Annotated in this window: 20 protein-coding genes; 9 read left to right on the top strand and 11 right to left on the bottom strand. The window is 53.6% G+C overall.

The features are described from left to right. Positions 1-12: 12 nt before the first annotated feature. The 8 genes from damX to pilM form a co-directional block, all read right to left on the bottom strand. Positions 13-1323 (bottom strand): cell division protein DamX, encoded by a 1311-nt coding sequence (gene damX, locus ACHHZ6_RS10520; RefSeq protein WP_182272883.1) that lies wholly within the window; start codon positions 1321-1323, stop codon positions 13-15. A 92-nt stretch (positions 1324-1415) separates the two neighbouring features. Beyond that, entirely contained in the window at positions 1416-2504 is a 1089-nt protein-coding gene (gene aroB, locus ACHHZ6_RS10515; protein ID WP_182272884.1) for a 3-dehydroquinate synthase, read from the bottom strand. Between the two features lie 57 nt (positions 2505-2561). Next, positions 2562-3083: a shikimate kinase AroK gene (gene aroK / locus ACHHZ6_RS10510; protein ID WP_010436374.1), complete on the bottom strand. Its 522-nt coding sequence runs from the start codon at positions 3081-3083 to the stop codon at positions 2562-2564. 287 nt (positions 3084-3370) lie between these two features. After that, positions 3371-4606, bottom strand: coding sequence for a DNA uptake porin HofQ (gene hofQ, locus ACHHZ6_RS10505; RefSeq protein ID WP_395122190.1), 1236 nt, complete (start codon positions 4604-4606; stop codon positions 3371-3373). Beyond that, positions 4566-4922, bottom strand: coding sequence for a HofP DNA utilization family protein (locus ACHHZ6_RS10500; RefSeq protein ID WP_182272885.1), 357 nt, complete (start codon positions 4920-4922; stop codon positions 4566-4568). Before ACHHZ6_RS10500 ends, hofQ begins: the two co-directional genes overlap by 41 nt. Next, entirely contained in the window at positions 4912-5373 is a 462-nt protein-coding gene (locus ACHHZ6_RS10495) for a HofO (protein ID WP_395122189.1), read from the bottom strand. Before ACHHZ6_RS10495 ends, ACHHZ6_RS10500 begins: the two co-directional genes overlap by 11 nt. Positions 5374-5376: 3 nt before the next feature. Then, a complete protein-coding gene (locus ACHHZ6_RS10490) occupies positions 5377-5871 on the bottom strand; it encodes a PilN domain-containing protein (protein WP_182272887.1) in 495 nt (164 codons plus the stop codon). After that, a complete protein-coding gene (gene pilM / locus ACHHZ6_RS10485; protein ID WP_182919052.1) occupies positions 5868-6644 on the bottom strand; it encodes a pilus assembly protein PilM in 777 nt (258 codons plus the stop codon). The genes ACHHZ6_RS10490 and pilM overlap by 4 nt, the downstream gene beginning before the upstream one ends. A gap of 120 nt (positions 6645-6764) precedes the next feature. Between pilM and mrcA the strand changes: the two genes are divergently transcribed. The 4 genes from mrcA to ACHHZ6_RS10465 all read left to right on the top strand — a co-directional run bounded on the left by mrcA (position 6765) and on the right by ACHHZ6_RS10465 (position 10964). After that, positions 6765-9317, top strand: a complete 2553-nt coding sequence (mrcA, locus tag ACHHZ6_RS10480; protein WP_182272889.1) for a peptidoglycan glycosyltransferase/peptidoglycan DD-transpeptidase MrcA — start codon at positions 6765-6767, stop codon at positions 9315-9317. A 129-nt stretch (positions 9318-9446) separates the two neighbouring features. Continuing rightward, a complete protein-coding gene (locus ACHHZ6_RS10475) occupies positions 9447-10091 on the top strand; it encodes a hypothetical protein (protein WP_182272890.1) in 645 nt (214 codons plus the stop codon). Between the two features lie 12 nt (positions 10092-10103). Further along, positions 10104-10424, top strand: coding sequence for a hypothetical protein (locus ACHHZ6_RS10470; RefSeq protein ID WP_395122188.1), 321 nt, complete (start codon positions 10104-10106; stop codon positions 10422-10424). Positions 10425-10478: 54 nt separating this feature from the next. Continuing rightward, positions 10479-10964, top strand: a complete 486-nt coding sequence (locus ACHHZ6_RS10465) for a hypothetical protein (protein WP_182272891.1) — start codon at positions 10479-10481, stop codon at positions 10962-10964. On the opposite strand, the gene nudE is transcribed toward ACHHZ6_RS10465, so the two are convergent. Continuing rightward, positions 10894-11454, bottom strand: a complete 561-nt coding sequence (nudE, locus tag ACHHZ6_RS10460) for an ADP compounds hydrolase NudE (protein ID WP_182272892.1) — start codon at positions 11452-11454, stop codon at positions 10894-10896. The genes ACHHZ6_RS10465 and nudE overlap by 71 nt on opposite strands. A gap of 517 nt (positions 11455-11971) precedes the next feature. On the opposite strand from nudE, the gene ACHHZ6_RS10455 reads away from it, so the two are divergent. The 5 genes from ACHHZ6_RS10455 to pckA all read left to right on the top strand — a co-directional run bounded on the left by ACHHZ6_RS10455 (position 11972) and on the right by pckA (position 18135). After that, the gene (locus ACHHZ6_RS10455) at positions 11972-14110 is read left to right on the top strand and encodes an intracellular growth attenuator family protein (RefSeq protein WP_182919053.1); all 2139 of its coding nucleotides are present in this window, start codon (positions 11972-11974) and stop codon (positions 14108-14110) included. A 65-nt stretch (positions 14111-14175) separates the two neighbouring features. Next, the gene (gene yrfG, locus ACHHZ6_RS10450; RefSeq protein WP_182919054.1) at positions 14176-14859 is read left to right on the top strand and encodes a GMP/IMP nucleotidase; all 684 of its coding nucleotides are present in this window, start codon (positions 14176-14178) and stop codon (positions 14857-14859) included. Then, positions 14856-15257 carry a ribosome-associated heat shock protein Hsp15 gene (gene hslR / locus ACHHZ6_RS10445; RefSeq protein ID WP_182272895.1) on the top strand — a complete coding sequence of 134 codons (402 nt, stop codon included), beginning with the start codon at positions 14856-14858 and terminating at the stop codon, positions 15255-15257. The genes yrfG and hslR overlap by 4 nt, the downstream gene beginning before the upstream one ends. 25 nt (positions 15258-15282) lie before the next feature. Beyond that, positions 15283-16161: an Hsp33 family molecular chaperone HslO gene (gene hslO / locus ACHHZ6_RS10440; protein WP_023309492.1), complete on the top strand. Its 879-nt coding sequence runs from the start codon at positions 15283-15285 to the stop codon at positions 16159-16161. Positions 16162-16518: 357 nt separating this feature from the next. Then, entirely contained in the window at positions 16519-18135 is a 1617-nt protein-coding gene (gene pckA, locus ACHHZ6_RS10435) for a phosphoenolpyruvate carboxykinase (ATP) (RefSeq protein WP_182272896.1), read from the top strand. Positions 18136-18230: 95 nt separating this feature from the next. On the opposite strand, the gene envZ is transcribed toward pckA, so the two are convergent. Together envZ and ompR are read right to left on the bottom strand one after the other, a co-directional pair. Further along, on the bottom strand, positions 18231-19577 hold the full coding sequence (envZ, locus tag ACHHZ6_RS10430) for a two-component system sensor histidine kinase EnvZ (protein ID WP_182272897.1): 1347 nt from the start codon (positions 19575-19577) through the stop codon (positions 18231-18233). Next, the gene (gene ompR, locus ACHHZ6_RS10425; protein WP_001157751.1) at positions 19574-20293 is read right to left on the bottom strand and encodes a two-component system response regulator OmpR; all 720 of its coding nucleotides are present in this window, start codon (positions 20291-20293) and stop codon (positions 19574-19576) included. Before ompR ends, envZ begins: the two co-directional genes overlap by 4 nt. Positions 20294-20396: the final 103 nt, after the last annotated feature.

The raw sequence follows: 20396 nt of genomic DNA, 5'->3' as shown, positions 1-20396 counted from the left end.
GCGCTTTAAACATTACTTCAGATCGGCCTGCACCTGATGAATCGGCTTCGCCCACGGGTTCTTCGCCTGAACATCGGCAGGCAGTGTCGCAACAGCCCGTTTCGCTTCGTCTTTGGAAGCATAAACGCCGGTTACCAGCACATACCACGGCTGCCCGTTACGGGTCGTCTGATAAACCACATAGTTTTTCAGATTCGATTTCTTCGCCCAACCGTTGAGGTTGTCATAGTTAGACGAACTGCTCAGCTGCAGCGTGTAGTTGCTGGATGGCGCAGACTTCAGAGAACCTACGTTGCCCGCCGTTTTACCTGCAGCGTCGCTGGATGCGGTTGCAGCTGGTGCGGTAGTGGCTGTCGTCGGTGCGGTAGTGGCAGTAGCAGCCGGCGCTGTTGTCGTTACCGTCGCTTTCGGTGCAGCCGTTGTGGCTGGTGCTTTCACCGGCTCACTAACAACAGGTTTCGTCTGAGCAGGTGCTTTTACTTCAGGTGCTTTTACCACGGCCTGAGGTTTGATTTCACGCTTAGGCTCAATCACCGCCTGCTTACGTTCCGGACGCGGTGCAGTTTGTGTCTGGTGCGGTTTGGTTTCCGTAGCGGCGGTTTGCGGCTGAGCGCTACCACCACGAATCGGTGCGACGGTTGCAGGTTCAGTTGGCAGCGTAGAGTTAGCCACTACGTTGTTCACCTGTTCCTGGTTTTGCGGCTGCGTCAGCGCATTGTTCAGGTCACCCTGAACTTCTACACGCTGCTGGCCTTCTGGCGTAGCAGGTGCCTGACCCTGAGCCGGGGTAGAAGAAACTGGCGGCAGAGAAACATCCTGCGGCGTCGTGGTGTTGTTAGCGGCAGTCTGCTCTGTAGAAGCGGCACCTGGCGCTGGCTGTGTGCCGTTCGCCTGAGTGCCCGCATCATTACCAGAAAGGTTGATGCTTTTCTCAGAGGAAGCCGTTTGCTCACTTGAGTTCGTTGACGGTGCTTTCAGCGCGGAGCCAATACCGACAATCAGCAGCACAAGCACCAGAACGCCAAGCCCCATCATGATGTACTGGCGGGACGCCGGTTTCGGCGCTGCCGCTTTTTTACGTTTACGCGGGCGACGCTCTACAGGCTCTTCGTCCATTGAATCTTCTTCGGACTCATAACCCTCTTCTTCTCGCTCATCACGCGCATTGCGGCTACGCGAAGAGCGACGATCGTCTGCATCCAGCTCAACATCGTCAAAGTTGATCTGCGGCTCGTTATCACGTTCTGAAGATTGACGAGAACGACCAGTACGACGATCGCTGGGATCGGGTTTCAGCTCGTCTTCTGGTTTGAATTCATCCATTTAACACCCCACTCAAAGGCTTATGCCAACGACTTTGCATTTCACCTGAAGCTAAACGACCACCTGTTACCGTGGCCTGACCTTTCTAGTTGTTACGACTGCTGACAATCAGCAATAGCGCCAAGAACGACTTCGTGCGGCACTCCGCCGCGCACTTCACTCTTCCCTATTGCAAGTGGGAGTACAAGACGCATCTCACCTGCCAATACTTTTTTATCGCGCATCATGTGGGGTAAATACGCTTGTGCAGACATCACCTGAGGTCCGGTGACCGGCAGGCCAGCACGCTCAAGCAGTGTGATGATGCGCGCCGTCTCTTCCGGTTTGAACTGACCCAGGCGTTCAGAGGTGCGTGCTGCCATGACCATACCGGCAGCAACCGCCTCACCGTGAAGCCAGTTGCCATAGCCCATTTCGGCTTCAATCGCGTGGCCAAACGTATGCCCCAGATTCAGTAAAGCACGTAAGCCCGTTTCACGCTCGTCTGCCGCAACAACTTCCGCTTTCAGTTCACAGCAACGACGAATGCAGTATGCCAGTGCAGCCTCATCCAGGTGCAACAATGCATCCATATTCTCTTCCAGCCAGATGAAGAACTCGCCATCAAGAATAATGCCGTATTTGATCACTTCAGCAAGGCCAGAAGCCAGCTCGCGTTTTGGCAAGGTTTTCAGACAGTCGAGATCCACCACCACCGATGCAGGCTGGTAGAACGCGCCAATCATGTTTTTACCAAGCGGATGGTTGACTGCCGTTTTGCCACCAACGGAAGAGTCGACCTGAGACAACAGCGTGGTTGGGATCTGAATAAAGCGCACACCACGTTGATAGCTTGCAGCCGCAAACCCCGTCAGATCACCCACAACACCGCCGCCCAGGGCAAGCAGTGTCGTATCGCGACCGTGCGGTTTTTGCAGTAATGCGGTAAAGACGGTGTCCAGCACCGCCAGGCTTTTATACTGCTCGCCATCGGGCAGAATCACACTGTCGACTTTCACGCCCGCCTGCTCAAGCAGCTGGCGAACACGGTCGAGATAAAGCGGAGCCAGTGTCTCATTGGTGACCAGCATCGCCTGATCACCCGCTTTCAGTGGTAAGAAGGAAGCTGGGTCGTTAAACAAACCAGCCGCGATGGTGATAGGGTAACTACGTTCCCCAAGAGTAACTGTAATCCTCTCCATGACGCGACATCCACCTTTAATGCTTTTACCCGCAGGCGAGTGTATATAAAGCCAGAATCAGTTGCTTTCCAGCATATGAATAATCTGGTTTGCAACCACTTTAGCGCTCTGATCGTCAGTACGAATGGTCACATCAGCAATCTCTTCGTACAGAGGATTGCGTTCACCGGCCAGGGCTTCCAGAACTTCGCGTGGCGGCGTTTCAACCTGCAGCAACGGGCGCTTTTTATCGCGCTGCGTACGTGCCAGCTGTTTTTCAATGGTCGTCTCAAGATAGACCACTACGCCACGGGCGGAGAGACGGTTGCGGGTTTCGCGAGATTTCACAGAGCCGCCGCCAGTTGCCAGCACAATGCCCTGTTTTTCCGTGAGTTCGTTGATCACTTTTTCTTCTCGGTCACGGAAACCTTCTTCGCCTTCTACATCGAAGACCCAGCCCACATCAGCTCCGGTTCGTTTCTCAATCTCTTGATCAGAATCGTAAAATTCCATATTGAGTTGTTGAGCTAACTGACGCCCAATAGTGCTTTTGCCGGCACCCATAGGCCCAACCAGAAAGATATTGCGTTTCTCTGCCATTTTTTCGGTACTACTAAGACTATTCGTTAATGGTAATCCCCGCTGCGCAAACATCCGGCGTAGCAGGACATGAACTGAAACCTCATATGCAATAGAGCGAGAGTCAGACTAAAAATTATCTCAATACTCCGGCTTGTTTGGCAACTGATTAAATCACCGCACCAGACGCATAAGGCAACAAGACCGTAAGTCCAACTCAAATCGGTACTCCTTGTATGCTAATTCATGCCCCACGTCAAACATCTGCAACAAACTGAATGCAAAATCATTGCGGGGATCGTTACCCATCAGTGAATGCCGACCAGGCGCGGGGTAATAAACACCACTAACTCTCGTCGTTCGTTGTCTTTTCCGTCGTGGCGAAAAAGCTGCCCAAGCCAGGGGATTTTCCCAAGCCCCGGCACGCTATCACTCCCGGTTTTATTCTTTTGTGAGAAAATACCGCCCAGTGCCAGCGTTTCTCCACTTTTTACCTCTACCTGCGTTTCTATCTCTTGCTTATCAATTGCCAGCGTTTCGCCATCGGCCTGCTGCAACACCTGCCCCGGCATGTTTTCACTGATGTGCAGCTTCAGGCGCACGCGGCCCCCAGGCAGGACAATGGGTGTGACCTCCATCCCCAGCACCGCCTCTTTAAATTCCACAGACGTTGCCCCACTGTCTCCGCTGGAGACCTGGTAAGGAATTTCGCTACCCTGCTTGATGCTGGCTGGCTGCATATGTGAGGCCAACAATCGCGGACTGGCGATAATATCGACCTGCTGTTTTTGCTCCAGCGCCGACAGTTCCAGATCCAGTAACCTGCCGTTAATGCGTCCAATGTTAAAACCGACATGAGTCGTGGCGCTGGCAACGGATAAGTCGGAACCCAACGTGGTGATCTGCCCCACTTTGCCCGCTTCCGTAGCCTCCGCAAGATTCCATTTCACACCCAGCTCGCGCAGGCTTTTTTCGTTGATTGTCACGATATGTGCCGCCAGCTCTACCTGCGCGACAGGAATGTCCATCTGGGTCGCCCAGTGCTGTAGCGTACCCAGTACCACCTGGTTATCCCGAACCAGCAGGCGGTTGGTGCGTTTGTCGACAGATAAACTCCCCTTTGGACTCAGGAGTTTTTCCGCTGCTTTTTGCAGCGCTTCGGCATCAGCGTAAGAAAAGGAAATGCTCTGTGCTACCAGCGGCGCATCGAGCTGTCGACGCGCCTGTTCTTGCTCCTTACGCGTTTGCTGTTCTCGCTGCCAGGCCGCGGTATACACATAAAAAATGCCCTTATCTTCATGCAGAACAAGCCCGGCACTGGTAACGACCGTCTGAAGTGCCTGTCGCCACGGGACACGCGTCAGGTTGAGCGACAGTGAGCCGCTCACATCAGGCGATACCACCAGATTACGGTTTTCCTGCATAACGAGTGCCTGTAGTACCTGAACGACAGGGATATCATCCACCACGAGCGTGACCGGTTTCGGTGCTGCTACCAGCGAGTTACTGAACACCAGCAACAATAGCGCTATCCTTATTTTCATGCTTTTTCGTTCCTTCTCGTTGCCACGTCCATTGTTCCGGTTCGCATGCTGCCCCCACATCCACGACCAGTTCCGTTTCATTCATCGCCATCACCCGCCAGCCCACAGATAAGCGTTCTTCTGTTTTCAGGCGATGCCAGCGCTTTTGCCCGTCCTGCAAAATGCCCACATCCATACTCCCCCTCACCATTCCGTGATAGTGCCACTGTGCAAGCTCCCCAATGGCGCAGGGATCGTCCGGCGGATGAAAAGGGTCGCGCATCCCGGTCAGTAACAGCGCAGAACAGACGAGCAGGTATCGCGCACTATTCCGCATGTTCTTGCTCCAGCTGCATGTGCAAACGTAGCCCCGCATCATGTGGAGAAATGGCGAAAGCAGAAACCTGCACATCCCGCTTCATCAGGCGGGAAAAGACAGCTGGTATCGCCTGCCAGTCAGCATCCAGCGTCAGTTCCCCTCCGCTCTGCAGCGGTTTCCAGTAAACCAGCCTGGTACCATCAACCTGAAAATCTAACGGCGAAAAAGGTTGCACCACCCGGGCTTCAACCGTTTCAGTCTGGTACGGTACCTTGCTGGCGGCAGGCCACAGCGACACGTTGGTTCGTACGGCATCAGTCACCTGTAACCGGAGTGCAACACACTGCAAATGTACCGGCCTGAGCAGCGTTCCCCATGCAACCGCCCCCAGAAAAACGGTTCCCAGACACCAACCGAGCACCCGACACCCGGGGCGGCTTTCGCACCAGCGTTCAAGCAGGATGTTCACACGCTACCCCTGGCTTTTGAGCTGAAAAGTGAACATCCAGCGCCCCTGGCGATCCTGCTGTAGTTCACCTGCAGGCCCTGAAGTAAAACCCGCTATTTGCCTGAGCGCATCGCGCAGTACAGAAAGCGCCGGGAGCGAGGTGGCATACCCGATAAGCATCAGCGAAGGGGGCTGGTAACGAAGCTCTGTGAGCCAGACCTCGGGCGGGATCACGTCGGAGAGTGATTCCAACACCGGTTGCCACGTCAGGCGCTGGGGCCGGATCGCGGGTATCGGCCCTGCGGTGGTCTGTCTCTGACGAGACGCAAGTGCATGCTGGACGGATTGCGTTCCCATCAGCTCACTTTGCAGGACTCGCAGTTTCACAACGTTGTTCATCCTCAAACTGAAAAACACCATCAGGACCAGCAGTAACGTTGCCGCAAAAGCTACAGCCCAGAAACGCAGGCATCGCACGCGTCGTTGCTGTCGCCACGGCATGAAGTTTGTCATGTTCATTCAGGAACCTCGCTCATAGCCAGCGCCAGAGCGATGGTGTAGTCGGCCCCACACTCAGGTAACGGCGGCTGGCAACGGACCAGCGTTTCCCACGGATTGCGAACAGCATCAAACAGCGCGATGTCTTCAGAGGTGAGCGCCAGCAGCGCCGCCAGCTCAGTCACATTTTCCGCTTCTGTGGTAAAACGACGCCCCCACTGGTGGCGCATTGCCCACAGCCACTGGTGCTTATCACGCCAGGCGACGCACTGCGCGGGGGCGACTGCCGGGAGAAGATTAGCCAGCGCGCCTGCATCCGGGGTAATCGTCACCAGTCGCAAACGTAGCGTTTTCGCCAGCGACAAAAGCGTTTCAACCTCTTTGTTTTGTGCGGCAGTCACATGAAATGTGTTGCTGAACGTGTCCTGGGCGTAATCGAAGCACAGCGCATCTGCGGGCATTTCCAGCTCACGCGAGAGCGCCGCCCCTAGCCAGGAGAGCTGCTCGCTGTCGCGTAGCGCGATAGCCGGACGAGGCAGCGATTTTTGCAGGGTACGTGCCGCAGGGAACGAGAGAAAGACACGGTGGTAATGCGGCAACATCCGCCGCCAGTCGCGTAAAGCGTCAACCAGTTGTTCTGGCTGACAAATTTTCCCATCCAGGATAATCCCTTCGGCCAGGGGAACCGCCCACCAGCGGCGCAATCTCCAGCCAGACCTCTCCCGGGTCAGCGCCACAGCCAGCACCTTATCCTGTTGAATATGAACGCCTGTTTGCCATGTTTTAAAAGCCATGCTTCACGATCTCCTTATCGCCCGCCAGGTTGACGGCTATATCAATGAATCAGGCTTGCCTTTATACTACCGCGCGATTGTTTAGAAACTGCCCAAGTGAAACCAAATGGGAAATCTCCGGTGAAGTTCGTAAAGTATTTATTAATCCTTGCAGTCTGTTGCATTCTGCTGGGAGCAGGCTCGATTTATGGTTTGTACAAATATATTGAGCCACAGCTACCTGATGTCGCCACGCTTCGTGATGTGCGGCTCCAGATCCCTATGCAGGTCTATAGCGCCGACGGTGAGTTGATGGCGCAATATGGCGAAAAGCGCCGTATTCCACTGACCTTAAAACAAATTCCACCCACAATGGTGAAAGCGTTTATCGCCACCGAGGACAGCCGTTTCTACGAGCACCACGGTGTCGACCCGGTGGGGATTTTCCGTGCCGCAAGCGTTGCGCTGTTCTCAGGCCATGCCTCTCAGGGGGCAAGTACGATTACACAGCAGCTGGCGCGTAACTTCTTCCTCAGCCCTGAAAAGACGCTGATGCGTAAGATCAAAGAGGTGTTCCTCGCGATCCGCATTGAGCAGTTGCTGAGCAAGGACGAGATCCTTGAGCTTTACCTCAACAAGATCTATCTGGGTTACCGCGCCTATGGTGTGGGGGCTGCCGCGCAGGTCTATTTCGGTAAACCTGTAGAGCAGTTGACGCTTAGCGAAATGGCGACCATCGCGGGTCTGCCTAAAGCACCATCCACGTTTAACCCGCTCTACTCGCTCGATCGCGCCACCGCGCGTCGTAACGTTGTCTTGTCACGCATGTTGAGCGAAGGCTACATCAGCCAGACCGAATACAACCAGGCGCGCAACGATGTCATCGATGCAAACTACCATGCGCCTGAAATTGCCTTTGCGTCACCGTATCTCACGGAGATGGTTCGCCAGGACATGGTGAACCGCTATGGTGAAAGCGCCTATGAAGATGGTTATCGTGTTTACACCACGATCACCCGTAAGGTGCAGCAGGCGGCGCAGGAGGCGGTGCGCAATAACGTGATGGACTACGACATGCGTCACGGTTATCGCGGCCCGTCAAACGTGCTGTGGAAAGTGGGCGAAAGCGCATGGGACAGCAAAAAAATCACCCATTCACTGAAAGCGTTACCAACCTATGGCCCGCTGTTGCCTGCGGTGGTGACTCAGGCCGACCCACAGGAAGCGGTCGCGATGATCGCCGATGGAACGTCGGTATCCCTGCGTATGGACGGGATCCGCTGGGCACGGCCTTATCGTTCTGACACCCTGCAAGGCCCGACGCCGCGCAAAGTGACCGATGCCGTACAGACCGGACAGCAAATCTGGGTACGTCAGGTTGGCGATGCCTGGTGGCTGGCGCAGGTGCCAGACGTAAACTCCGCGCTGGTTTCCATTAATCCGCAGAACGGTGCCGTGATGGCGCTGGTCGGTGGGTTTGATTTCAACCAGAGCAAATTTAACCGCGCAACCCAGGCACTGCGTCAGGTCGGCTCCAATATCAAGCCATTCCTGTACACCGCCGCGATGGACAAAGGGTTGACCCTTGCCAGTATGCTTAATGACGTACCTATCTCGCGCTGGGATGCAGGTGCCGGTTCTGACTGGCAGCCGAAGAACTCCCCGGCGGAATATGCCGGCCCAATCCGTCTTCGTCAGGGTCTGGGGCAGTCGAAAAACGTGGTGATGGTTCGTGCGATGCGTGCGATGGGCGTTGACTATGCGGCACAGTACCTGCAACGTTTCGGTTTCCCGGCACAGAACATTGTCCATACCGAATCGCTGGCACTCGGCTCCGCATCCTTCACGCCGCTTCAGGTCGCTCGTGGGTACTCGGTGATGGCCAACGGCGGGTTCCTGATTGACCCGTACTACATCAGCAAAATCGAGAACGACCAGGGTGGTGTGCTGTTCGAAGCGAAGCCGAAAATTGCCTGTGCTGAATGCGACATTCCGGTGATTTACGGTGATACACCGAAATCCAACGTGCTTGAGAACAAGGACATGGAAGATGTTGCCGTGTCTCAGGAGCAGCAGAACACCGTCGTGCCTCAGCCTCAGCTGGAACAGGCTAACCAGGCGCTGGTTGCACAGAGCAGCGCTCAGGAATATGCCCCTCACGTGATCAACACGCCGTTGTCATTCCTGATCAAGAGCGCGCTGAACACCAATATCTTCGGTGAACCAGGCTGGCAGGGTACCGGCTGGCGTGCAGGGCGCGATTTACAGCGCCATGACATCGGCGGTAAAACGGGGACAACCAACAGTTCGAAAGATGCATGGTTCTCCGGTTACGGCCCTGGCGTCGTGACCTCGGTGTGGATCGGCTTTGACGATCATCGCCGTGATTTAGGCCGCACCACGGCCTCTGGCGCGATTAAAGATCAGATTTCCGGTTACGAAGGCGGGGCGAAGAGTGCGCAACCGGCCTGGGATGCGTATATGAAAGCAGTTCTGGAAGGTGTTCCGGAACAGCCGCTGACCCCACCACCGGGCGTCGTCACGGTCAATATCGACCGTAGCACCGGGCAGTTAGCCAATGGTGGTAACAGCCGTGAAGAGTATTTCATCGAGGGTACACAGCCAACCACGCAGGCGGTGCATGAGGTGGGTACAGAGATTATTGATAACGGCGAAACGCACGAACTGTTCTGATCTCTCTTTACATATGAAAAAGGCACTTCGGTGCCTTTCTTCTGAGTTAAATAAATATTTAGAAAAACTAACTCGTTATGCAATAAAACGGGGCGATATCATTGCATTTTCCTTCATGGATGATATCAAATGAACGATACTATTCCAGATAGTGCGCAGCACCAGAATAAATTCAGCTTCCACCTACCAGAACAGAGCTTGACGTTTAAGCAGTATCGTTCAATATGCAACACCGTCACTCGTGCTCACTACTTTCCGGCTAAGCCTCTCTGGCGTAAGATGTTGGTTTTCGCTGTCATCGCTTTGATAGTGATGTCAGGGTTCCAGTTTGAAAAAATATTCAATTTTTTCGATGTGAACTTTATCATCGGAACCTGGAATATAAGTGGTGATGAGAATATCTTCTATTTTTACGATGGTGAAGCATTAGCTATCATGCTGTGGACTCTGGCTGCGGGCATGTTATTTTCCAGACTTTGCATTCTCCGTTGTGCTCATAGAGTTTATCGTCAGGCCTATCACAATATTTTTGTTCGTCAGAGTCGTAATATAACTATTGATGAAAAAGGGCTGACAGTTACCAATTCAAAACAGGTATCATCCTTCATCCCATGGAATGCCACGTCAGATTTTTTTCTTGTAGAGGGTATTTATGTACTCTGCATAGCTCATAGCGACACCTGGATTTGGTTACCCATCGCTACCGAAGAAACCGCTGTAGAGTTAGACGCGGCGATAGACTTTGCCAAAAAGCAAAGAGCGCTGAATAAATAATAACGATTCATAATGAAAAAAAATGAATTCTTAGCCTCTATGGGCTTCCCAAAAGAATGGATGGAATACGGAATGTATCCTGACGAACTTTTTAATTCCCAATTACATTTATATCAACCGGGTGATGAAGAGGGTTCAGAGCATTACAGAAACGGTGCATTCCATTGGTGGCTGAAAAGAAAACTAACTACAGAGCAGTTATCAAATCTGGTGAAACTCACGTTCCTCGAGCCTGATACACTAATGGGTAATGATGTTCGAAATTATATACATTCCACAGGGAAAGTTGATGTGGGAATCGTTCAGATTATTACTACCTTAATGAAAGCATAATTCTCACGCTTTATTTTACGCATGAGTAAAAATCATATTCTGGAATAGAAAAACATGAAAAAAATACAAACAAAAAGAACTTTAATCGCTTACCTCCTGAGTATTAACATCTATATATTCGCCCGCCATATCATTCAGATTTTTACCAACCATCTTTTTTATGGCCCATCACCAGGTATGGGGTGGGTGTATTTTGTGAATGGTTTGGTTTACACCACTACCTTTCTATGTGGATGTCTGATGGCAAGTTTCATTGAAAGAAAAGCCTGGCTCACGGTTTTACATGGGGCACTGGCAACAGCAACGGGAGCCACTCTGTATGTCTCATTCTACTACCTGCCGCTGAAGGACTATATTTTTAGTGCAATTTCAGGGGCAATCTGTGGTGCAATCCTCGGCGGGGCAGGCAGTATTGTTGTGATAGCGATTAAGTTAATGATTAAGAAGTACAGATGCGTCATAGCATCCGCTACAAGCGCCCCTGTCCCTTCAACCACTCCCGAACCAGGAACAGCGCACTCACGTTGCGGGCTTCGTTAAAATCAGGATCTTCCAGCAAATCCATCAGATGTGCCAGCGGCCAGCGCACCTGCGGCAATGGTTCCGGCTCATCCCCTTCCAGCGATTCAGGATAGAGATCTTCAGCAACCACAATATTCATTGAGCTGGAGAAATAGGACGGGGCCATGCTCAGTTTTTTCAGGAACGACAGCTCATTCGCACCAAAGCCGACCTCTTCTTTCAGCTCGCGGTTTGCCGCTTCAAACACCGTTTCACCCGGGTCAATAAGCCCTTTCGAGAACCCGAGTTCGTAAGATTCCGTGCCCACTGCATATTCGCGGATCAAAATCAGATGGTTATCGACGATAGGAATAATCATCACCGCTTCACGCGAAGAGGGGCGCATACGTTCATAAACGCGACGCACACCGTTGCTGAACTCCAGATCCACACTTTCAACATTAAACAGGCGTGATTTGGCGACTGTTTCAACATTCAGAATGGTGGGTTTTTGTAGTGGTTTGCTCATCTTGATGGGTCTTTAGTGTGTGAACTGGCTTTATTGTGCGATATGCCGCACGGTTTCGGCAATGTCAATTGTTCTTTATTTACATTTGTGCAACGTAACAAGAATCAATCCTCAATTCAAAACAAAAGTCAAGAGGTTGAAATGTTTCCAGGAATTTGCTGATATCGCGCCTTGACAGGCTTTGCTATCATCATCGGCTACTGGGATGTGCTTCAAAATGCTCAAGTCGACTCCATACTTGCCGATAGCCAACCACAGACTCTCATTCATTGTTAAAGGTGCAATTGATTTTACCAAAAATAATTCGAGTTGCATGAAGGCGGCGACGCGGCGACTCCCCGGAAACATACATAAGTATATAACTGGGGTGAGCGAGGACAAACTGGCTTTGCCAGTTTGAACAGCGCTTGCGCTGGCCCCGAAGGGGCGAGACCACAGGCCGGGTCAAGCCAACGCACAGGCAACCTGAAGTATGACGGGTAAACACCTGTAAGAAGATAAGTAAGATGGGGAAAGCATGAGCACCATTTTGATTGTTCTCGCTGCTATGCTGGCCGGCGTGTTGATTGCAGGGTGGGCGTACAGGCGTCGCGTACAGCGACGATACCGGCTACCTTTTTTAAATGCCTTTGCTGGTGCGACGACGCGCAAACTCACGCCAGAAGAGCGTGCTACCGTTGAAAATTATCTCGAGACACTGAACCGTTCTCAGCTAACGCCTGGGCCAACGGGAGCCAGTTCTGCTCCGGTATCACTCACTCTGAACGCACAAAGTAACACCGTGCTTTGCGTGACGCGTTCAATCACCCGCTATGGCATCACCACCGACGATCCCAACAAATGGCTCTACTATCTTGATTCCGTTGAAGTGCATCTTCCCCCCTTCTGGGAACAGTACATTACCGACGAAAACAACGTTGAGCTGATCCATACCGACTCGTTACCGCTGGTTATCTCGCTTAACGGCCATACCCTGAGTGAATATGTTCAGGAAGCACCACGCTTTGCACTGGAACGGGCAAGTGCGACCCAGGCTTCCATTCGCGGCGAAGAGACAGAGCAGATTGAGCTGTTGAACATCCGCCAGGAGACGCGTGAAGAGTACACCCTGAACCGCACGGATGGCATTCGTGAAGCGATACTGATCGTTACGGCTTTCCTGCTCTTTTTCATCTGCCTGCTGACACCAGATGTGTTTGTCCCGTGGCTGGCGGGCAGTGGCGTTCTGCTTCTGGCGGCCGGGCTGTGGGGGTTATTTGCCCCACCAGCAAAAACATCGTTACGAGAAATTCACTGCCTGCGCGGAACGCCTAAACGCTGGGGTCTGTTCGGTGAGAACGATCAGGAGCATATCAACAATATCTCGCTCGGTATTATCGATCTCATCTACCCGCGCCACTGGCAGCCGTGGATTGCCCAGGATTTAGGGCAAAAAACGGATATTGATATCTACCTTGACCGCCACGTTGTGCGTCAGGGGCGCTATCTGTCCCTGCATGACGAAGTGAAAAACTTCCCGCTTCAGCACTGGCTGCGCAGTGCGGTTATTGCTGGCGGGGCGGCGCTGGTCTTTGCCCTGCTGCTACTCTTTGTGCCGCTGGATATGCCCATCAAATTCACCCTGTCGTGGATTAAAGGCGCGCAAACCGTCGAAGCCACCAGCGTCAATAAGCTGGAAGAAGCAGGCGTGCGGGTGGGTGATACGCTGCGTCTTAAGGGAACCGGGATGTGTAATATCCATACGCCAGGTACCTGGAACACGCGGCAGAACTCTCCATTCATGCCGTTTGATTGCTCGCAAATTATCTGGAACGATGCGCCACCGCTGCCGTTGCCGGAGTCCGAAGTCGTCAATAAAGCGACAGCGCTCACCCAGACGGTCAACCGCCAGTTACACCCGAAACCGGATGATGATTCGCGCGTCAGCCCTGCCCTGCGCTCGGCTATTCAGAAATCGGGTATGGTGCTGCTGGACGACTTTGGCGAAATCGTACTGAAAACACAGGATTTATGTTCTTCTCAGAGTGAATGTGTACGCCTTAAAAACGCCCTCGTGAACCTCGGTAACAGCAAAGACTGGGATTCTCTGGTAAAGCGCGCCGAAACAGGACGACTGGACGGCGTAAACGTACTGCTGCGTCCGGTCAGTGCCGAATCGCTGGATAACCTGGTGGCAACCTCCACCGCGCCGTTCGTGATGCGTGAAACAACCCGTGCAGCCCAGGCGTTGAACAGCCCGGCACCGGGCGGGTTTGTGATTGTCAGCGATGAAGGTAGCGACCTGGTCGATCAGCCTTATCCACAGGTCGCGCTTTATGATTACCCTGCCCAGGAACAATGGGGTGAGTTTCAGCGTCTGGCACAGATGCTGATGCAAACCCCGTTCAGTGCGGAAGGGATTGTGACAAGTCTCTTCACCGACGCCAACGGCACGCGCCATGTCAACCTGCACCGGATGCCAGACAGCGCCGGTTTGTGGCGTTATGTCGGCACATCCCTGCTGATGATTGCCATGCTGGTGTGTATTTTCTGGAACGGTTTTATGGCACTGCGCCGCTATCAGCGTTCACGCACGCGGCTGGCCGACATCCAGCAATACTACGAAAATTGCCTCAATCCTAAACTGATCCCCGCCCCTGAGAGCCTGATCGGATAACGTCACTGCGCGACAAGTTGTGCTACCCTGTCGCGCACGTTTCTTCTGGCTGGAGTTCCCCCTTTATGCATCTTGATATCGCCTGGCAGGAGGTCGATACCGTCCTGCTGGATATGGACGGCACACTGCTCGATCTCGCCTTTGATAACTATTTCTGGCAAACGCTGGTACCTGAAACCTATGGCGAACAACAGGGGATCTCCCCGGCAGAAGCGCAGGCGTTCATTCGTTCACAATATAGCGCGGTGCAGCATACGCTAAACTGGTACTGTCTGGACTACTGGAGTGAACGCCTCGGTCTGGATATTTGTGCCATGACCACCGCCCAGGGTCCGCGTGCCGTTCTGCGTGAGGATACCGTACCTTTCCTGGACGCGCTGAAAGCAAGCGGCAAGCGCCGTATTTTGCTGACCAACGCGCATCCGCATAATCTGGCCGTGAAGCTGGAGCATACGGGTTTGGCTTCACACCTTGATTTATTACTTTCCACCCACACATTTGGTTATCCGAAAGAGGATCAGCGGTTGTGGCATGCGGTGGCGGAAGAGACCGGTCTACAGCCAGAGCGCACGCTGTTCATCGATGACAGTGAGCCGATTCTGGATTCCGCGGCAACGTTTGGTATTCGCTACTGTCTGGGCGTCACCAACCCTGATTCTGGCCTGGCGGAAAAAAGCTATCTGCGCCATCCGGGGCTGAACGACTATCGCCGGATGATCCCCTCACTGACCGTGAAGGAGACGCCATGAAAGAAAAACCCACTGATGGGGTAAGACTGGATAAATGGCTGTGGGCTGCCCGTTTTTATAAAACGCGCGCCCTTGCCCGTGAAATGGTCGACGGCGGAAAAGTGCATTACAACGGTCAGCGCAGCAAGCCGGGCAAGCTGGTTGAACTGAATGCCACCTTAACACTGCGTCAGGGCAACGATGACCGAACGGTGGTGATTAAAGCCATTACCGAACAACGGCGGCCTGCAACGGAAGCCGTGCTGCTGTATGAAGAGACGGCTGAAAGCATTGAAAAGCGCGAGAAGACCGCGCTGGCGCGCAAAATGAACGCACTGACAATGCCACACCCGGACCGGCGACCGGATAAAAAAGAGCGCCGCGATCTGATGAAATTTAAACACGGTGAGACCGAGTAACCCCTCACCTGCACGAGAGACTATTATGGCCCAACACGACCAATTACACCGTTATCTGTTTGAACAATTCGCCGTGCGCGGCGAGCTGGTCACCGTATCCGAAACCTGGAAACAGATTCTGGAAAACCACAACTACCCGCTGCCGGTGAAAACCCTGTTGGGCGAACTGCTGGTTGCCACCAGCCTGCTGACCGCGACGCTGAAATTTGCCGGTGATATCACCGTGCAGCTGCAGGGTGACGGTCCAATGACGCTGGCCGTGATCAATGGCAACAACCAGCAGCAAATGCGTGGTGTCGCACGCGTTCAGGGTGATGTTCCTGAGAATGCGGATCTGAAGACGCTGGTCGGTAATGGCTACCTGGTGATCACCATCTCCCCAGAAGAAGGTGAGCGCTATCAGGGTGTTGTCGGTCTGGAAGGTGATACCCTGGCCGCCTGTCTGGAAGATTACTTCATGCGTTCTGAACAGCTGCCAACCCGCCTGTTCATCCGCACCGGTGAAGTGGACGGTCAGCCTGCTGCGGGCGGGATGCTGCTGCAGGTTCTGCCTGCGCAGGACGCGCAGACCAACGACTTCGAGCACCTGGCAACGCTGACAGAAACCATCAAAGCGGAAGAGCTGTTCAACCTGTCTGCGACCGATGTGCTGTGGCGTCTGTACCACGAAGAAGAAGTGACCGTTTACGATCCGCAGTCTGTGGAATTTAAATGCACCTGTTCCCGTGAGCGCTGCGCTGGCGCACTGAAAACCCTGCCAGATGAAGAGATCGACAGCATCATGGCGGAAGACGGTGAAATTGATATGCACTGTGACTACTGCGGTACGCACTACGTGTTCAATTCGATGGATATCGCCGAGATCCGCAATAACGCCTCACCGGCGGATCCTCAGGTTCACTAAAACTGTGCTCCTCACCCTGCCCTCTCCCCGTTGCGGAGAGGGTCAGGATGAGGGGTAAATCTCCCGCCCAAGCTGAATCGCATTTCATACTGTAACTCTTACGTAATTTTCCAACATGTATGCGATTACATTCACATTCCTTCCGATAAAATCACCAGTCTTTAACCTTTTAAGAACATTTTCCCCAACCAAAAAGCGATTCCTGCGATAATCTGCCCGCCCTGTGACTGGAGTCGCAGCGTTTTCCGTTAGTAAGGGTTTTGTCCAGATACGTAAATCTATGAGCCCCGTCGCGGTTAACAACCTCAGAAAAACCCTACAATTTCAGGCAGTACATATTGGCTAAGGAGCAGTGATATGCGTGTTACTGGTTTAACCCCGCAAGATCTCAAGGCTTATGGTATTCACGACGTCCAGGAAGTGGTCTACAACCCCGACTACGATACGCTGTATCAGGAAGAGCTCAATCCAGCACTGGAAGGATACGAGCGAGGTGTGTTGACGAACCTTGGTGCTATCGCCGTCGATACCGGTATCTTTACCGGTCGTTCGCCGAAAGATAAGTATATCGTCCGAGACGAAACCACCCGCGACACGCTGTGGTGGGCAGATAAAGGCAAAGGGAAGAACGATAACAAACCGCTCTCCCCGGAAACCTGGCAGCATCTGAAAGGGCTCGTCACTCACCAACTCTCTAACAAGCGTCTGTTTATTATCGATGCTTTCTGCGGCGCTAACGCCGACACCCGACTTTCCGTGCGTTTTATCACCGAAGTGGCCTGGCAGGCGCATTTTGTGAAAAACATGTTTATTCGTCCAACCGACGAAGAGCTGAAGAATTTCACGCCTGACTTCATCGTGATGAACGGTGCGAAATGCACTAACCCACAGTGGAAAGAGCAGGGTCTGAACTCTGAGAACTTCATTGCCTTCAACCTCACCGAGCGTATCCAGCTGATTGGCGGAACCTGGTACGGCGGAGAGATGAAGAAAGGGATGTTCTCGGTGATGAACTACCTGCTGCCGCTGCGCGGTATCGCCTCCATGCACTGTTCAGCGAACGTGGGTGAAAAAGGCGATGTGGCCGTGTTCTTTGGCCTGTCCGGCACCGGTAAAACCACCCTCTCCACCGATCCGAAACGCCGCCTGATTGGCGATGACGAACACGGCTGGGATGACGACGGTGTGTTTAACTTCGAAGGTGGCTGCTATGCGAAGACCATTCGCCTGTCTGAAGAAGCAGAGCCGGATATCTTCCATGCCATCCGTCGCGATGCACTGCTGGAAAACGTCACCGTGCGTGCCGATGGCTCTATCGACTTCGATGACGCATCAAAAACCGAAAACACCCGTGTTTCTTACCCTATCTACCACATCGACAATATCGTGAAACCGGTGTCGAAAGCGGGTCATGCCACGAAGGTGATTTTCCTGACGGCTGATGCATTCGGCGTGTTACCGCCAGTTTCTCGCCTGACCGCCAGCCAGACGCAGTATCACTTCCTCTCTGGTTTTACCGCCAAACTGGCGGGGACCGAGCGCGGCGTGACCGAGCCAACGCCAACCTTCTCCGCCTGCTTCGGCGCAGCGTTCCTGTCGCTGCACCCGACGCAGTACGCTGAAGTACTGGTGAAACGCATGCAGGCTTCTGGCGCACAGGCGTATCTGGTCAACACCGGCTGGAACGGTACAGGCAAGCGTATCTCCATTAAAGATACCCGCGCCATTATCGACGCCATTCTGGATGGTTCTCTGGATAACGCCGAAACCTTTACCCTGCCAATGTTTAACCTGGCGATCCCAACGCAACTGCCGGGCGTGGATACGCATATCCTCGACCCACGCAACACCTACGGCTCACCTGAGCAGTGGCGTGAAAAAGCGGAATCGCTGGCGAAACTGTTTATTGATAACTTCGAGAAGTATACCGATACACCAGCGGGTGAAGCGCTGGTGAGTGCAGGGCCAAGGTAAAGGTAAAAAGGCAACGCAAGTTGCCTTTTTTAATGTTTTCGCCCTCTCCCGGTGGGAGAGGGTCGGGTGAGGGCATCAGACCGCACCTTTACTGTTTAACTCTCTTTCACCTGCCCACGCGTAACCGGCACCGGTAACCATGCGCGAATGCTCAAACCACCCCGCTCGCTGGTACCGATCTCCAGCAACCCGTTATGGTTATCAACAATACGCTGCACAATCGCCAGACCTAAACCCGTTCCGCTGGTACTGCGCGCGCTATCGCCACGCACAAACGGCTGGAACAGATGCTTGCGTTGTTCAGGTTTAATACCCGGGCCATCGTCTTCCACCTGGAACCAGGCACGGTTGAGCTCAGAGCCGCTACTGACTTTAATCCAGCCGTTACCGTAGCGAGCCGCGTTCACCACCATGTTGGCCACCGCACGTTTAATGGAGAGCGGATGCATGCGTACCTGAATGTCGCCCGCCTGAAGATCGGTATCAATCTCACGCTCGTAGCCACTTTCCGCCGCGACCACTTCACCTAATACCGCATTCAGGTCAGCCATCTCCATTGGCATCTCCTGCCCGGTGCGCAGGTAGTCAATGAACTGCTCAATAATGGCATTACACTCTTCGATATCCTTGTTAATGGACTCGGCGAGATAACCATCGTCTTCGCTCATCATCTCCGTCGCCAGGCGGATACGCGTCAGCGGGGTACGCAGGTCATGGCTGACGCCTGCCATCAGCAACGTGCGGTCGTCCGCCAGTTGCTTCACGCCTGCCGCCATATGGTTGAAGGCACGCGTTACCGAACGGACTTCCGATGCGCCGTATTCACGTAGCGGTGGTGGAATAATTCCTTTACCGACCTGCAGCGCAGCGTGCTCCAGGTCGACCAGCGGTCGGTTTTGTATACGGATAAACAGCCACGCCCCCCCTATCGCCAACAGCATGATGGCAAGGGTGTAACGGAACAGCGGCGAGAAGTCTCCCTGATGGATTTCGGTCAACGGGACGCGCACCCAGATGTTGGGTGACAGCCAGGTTTTCAGCCAGACGACCGGAGAGCTTTTGTTAACCTCAACGCGGACTTCCGTTGGGCCGCCAAGCTGCTGTGCCATCTGCTGGCTAAGAAATTCATAGTGCTGCGCCCAGCGCAGGCCCGCATCTTCTGCCGCTTCATTTGAATAGAGCGAAATGCCCAGCTCACGGTAGATTTCACGACGAAACGCCGGGGGAACCACTAACTGCGTGCCGTCCTCCAGCTGCAGTTTATCAGTCATCAGCATACGGACTTCGTACGCCAGAACCTTATTGAACTGCTGGAGGCTCGGCAGGATCGCAAAGTTCAGCACCACCAGGTAGGTCGTCACCAGGCTGACGAACAGCAGGGTGACGATCAGTAACAGAGTGCGGGCAAACGAGCTTCGCGGTGAGAAGCGCATTCGCCTCATGCTTTAGAACCGTCCGGGACGAACACGTAGCCCAGACCCCACACGGTCTGAATATAACGAGGATGCGCCGGATCTTCTTCCACCATGCGGCGCAGACGGGAGATCTGCACGTCGATGGAACGTTCCATTGCGGAGTATTCACGACCACGCGCCAGGTTCATCAGCTTGTCACGGGAAAGCGGTTCACGCGGGTGGCTGACCAGCGCTTTCAGTACCGCAAACTCGCCGCTGGTGAGTGGCATTGGCTCATCTTCGCGGAACATTTCACGCGTACCGAGGTTAAGCTTGAACTTACCAAACGCAATCACCGCTTCTTCCTGCGACGGTGCGCCCGGCAGCTCATTCGCCTGACGACGAAGAACGGCACGAATACGCGCCAGCAGCTCACGCGGGTTAAATGGTTTTGGAATGTAGTCGTCCGCGCCGATTTCGAGGCCCACAATACGGTCAACCTCTTCGCCCTTCGCCGTCACCATGATGATCGGCATTGGGTTACTCTGGCTACGCAGACGGCGGCAGATAGAAAGCCCGTCTTCGCCAGGCAGCATCAGATCAAGCACCATCAGGTGGAAAGATTCACGGGTCAGCAGACGATCCATCTGCTCAGCGTTCGCCACGCTACGAACCTGGAAGCCCTGCTCGGTCAGATAACGCTCAAGCAGCGCGCGCAGGCGCATGTCGTCATCCACGACCAGAATTTTGTAGTTCTCTTGCATTGTATGTACTCCCAAAGGTTCGGATAGTCTAATAACAGCGTATTCTAAAAAAGTGCACGTGTTCGACCAGCTAATTCTGGTATAAATTCTAGTCGAAATTGTT

It is taken from the genome of Enterobacter cloacae complex sp. 2024EL-00214 (assembly GCF_043945575.1).
Taxonomy (GTDB): domain Bacteria; phylum Pseudomonadota; class Gammaproteobacteria; order Enterobacterales; family Enterobacteriaceae; genus Enterobacter; species Enterobacter cloacae_P.
Note: the sequence above shows the minus strand (reverse complement) of the source record. Positions and strands in the feature narration are given on the sequence as shown.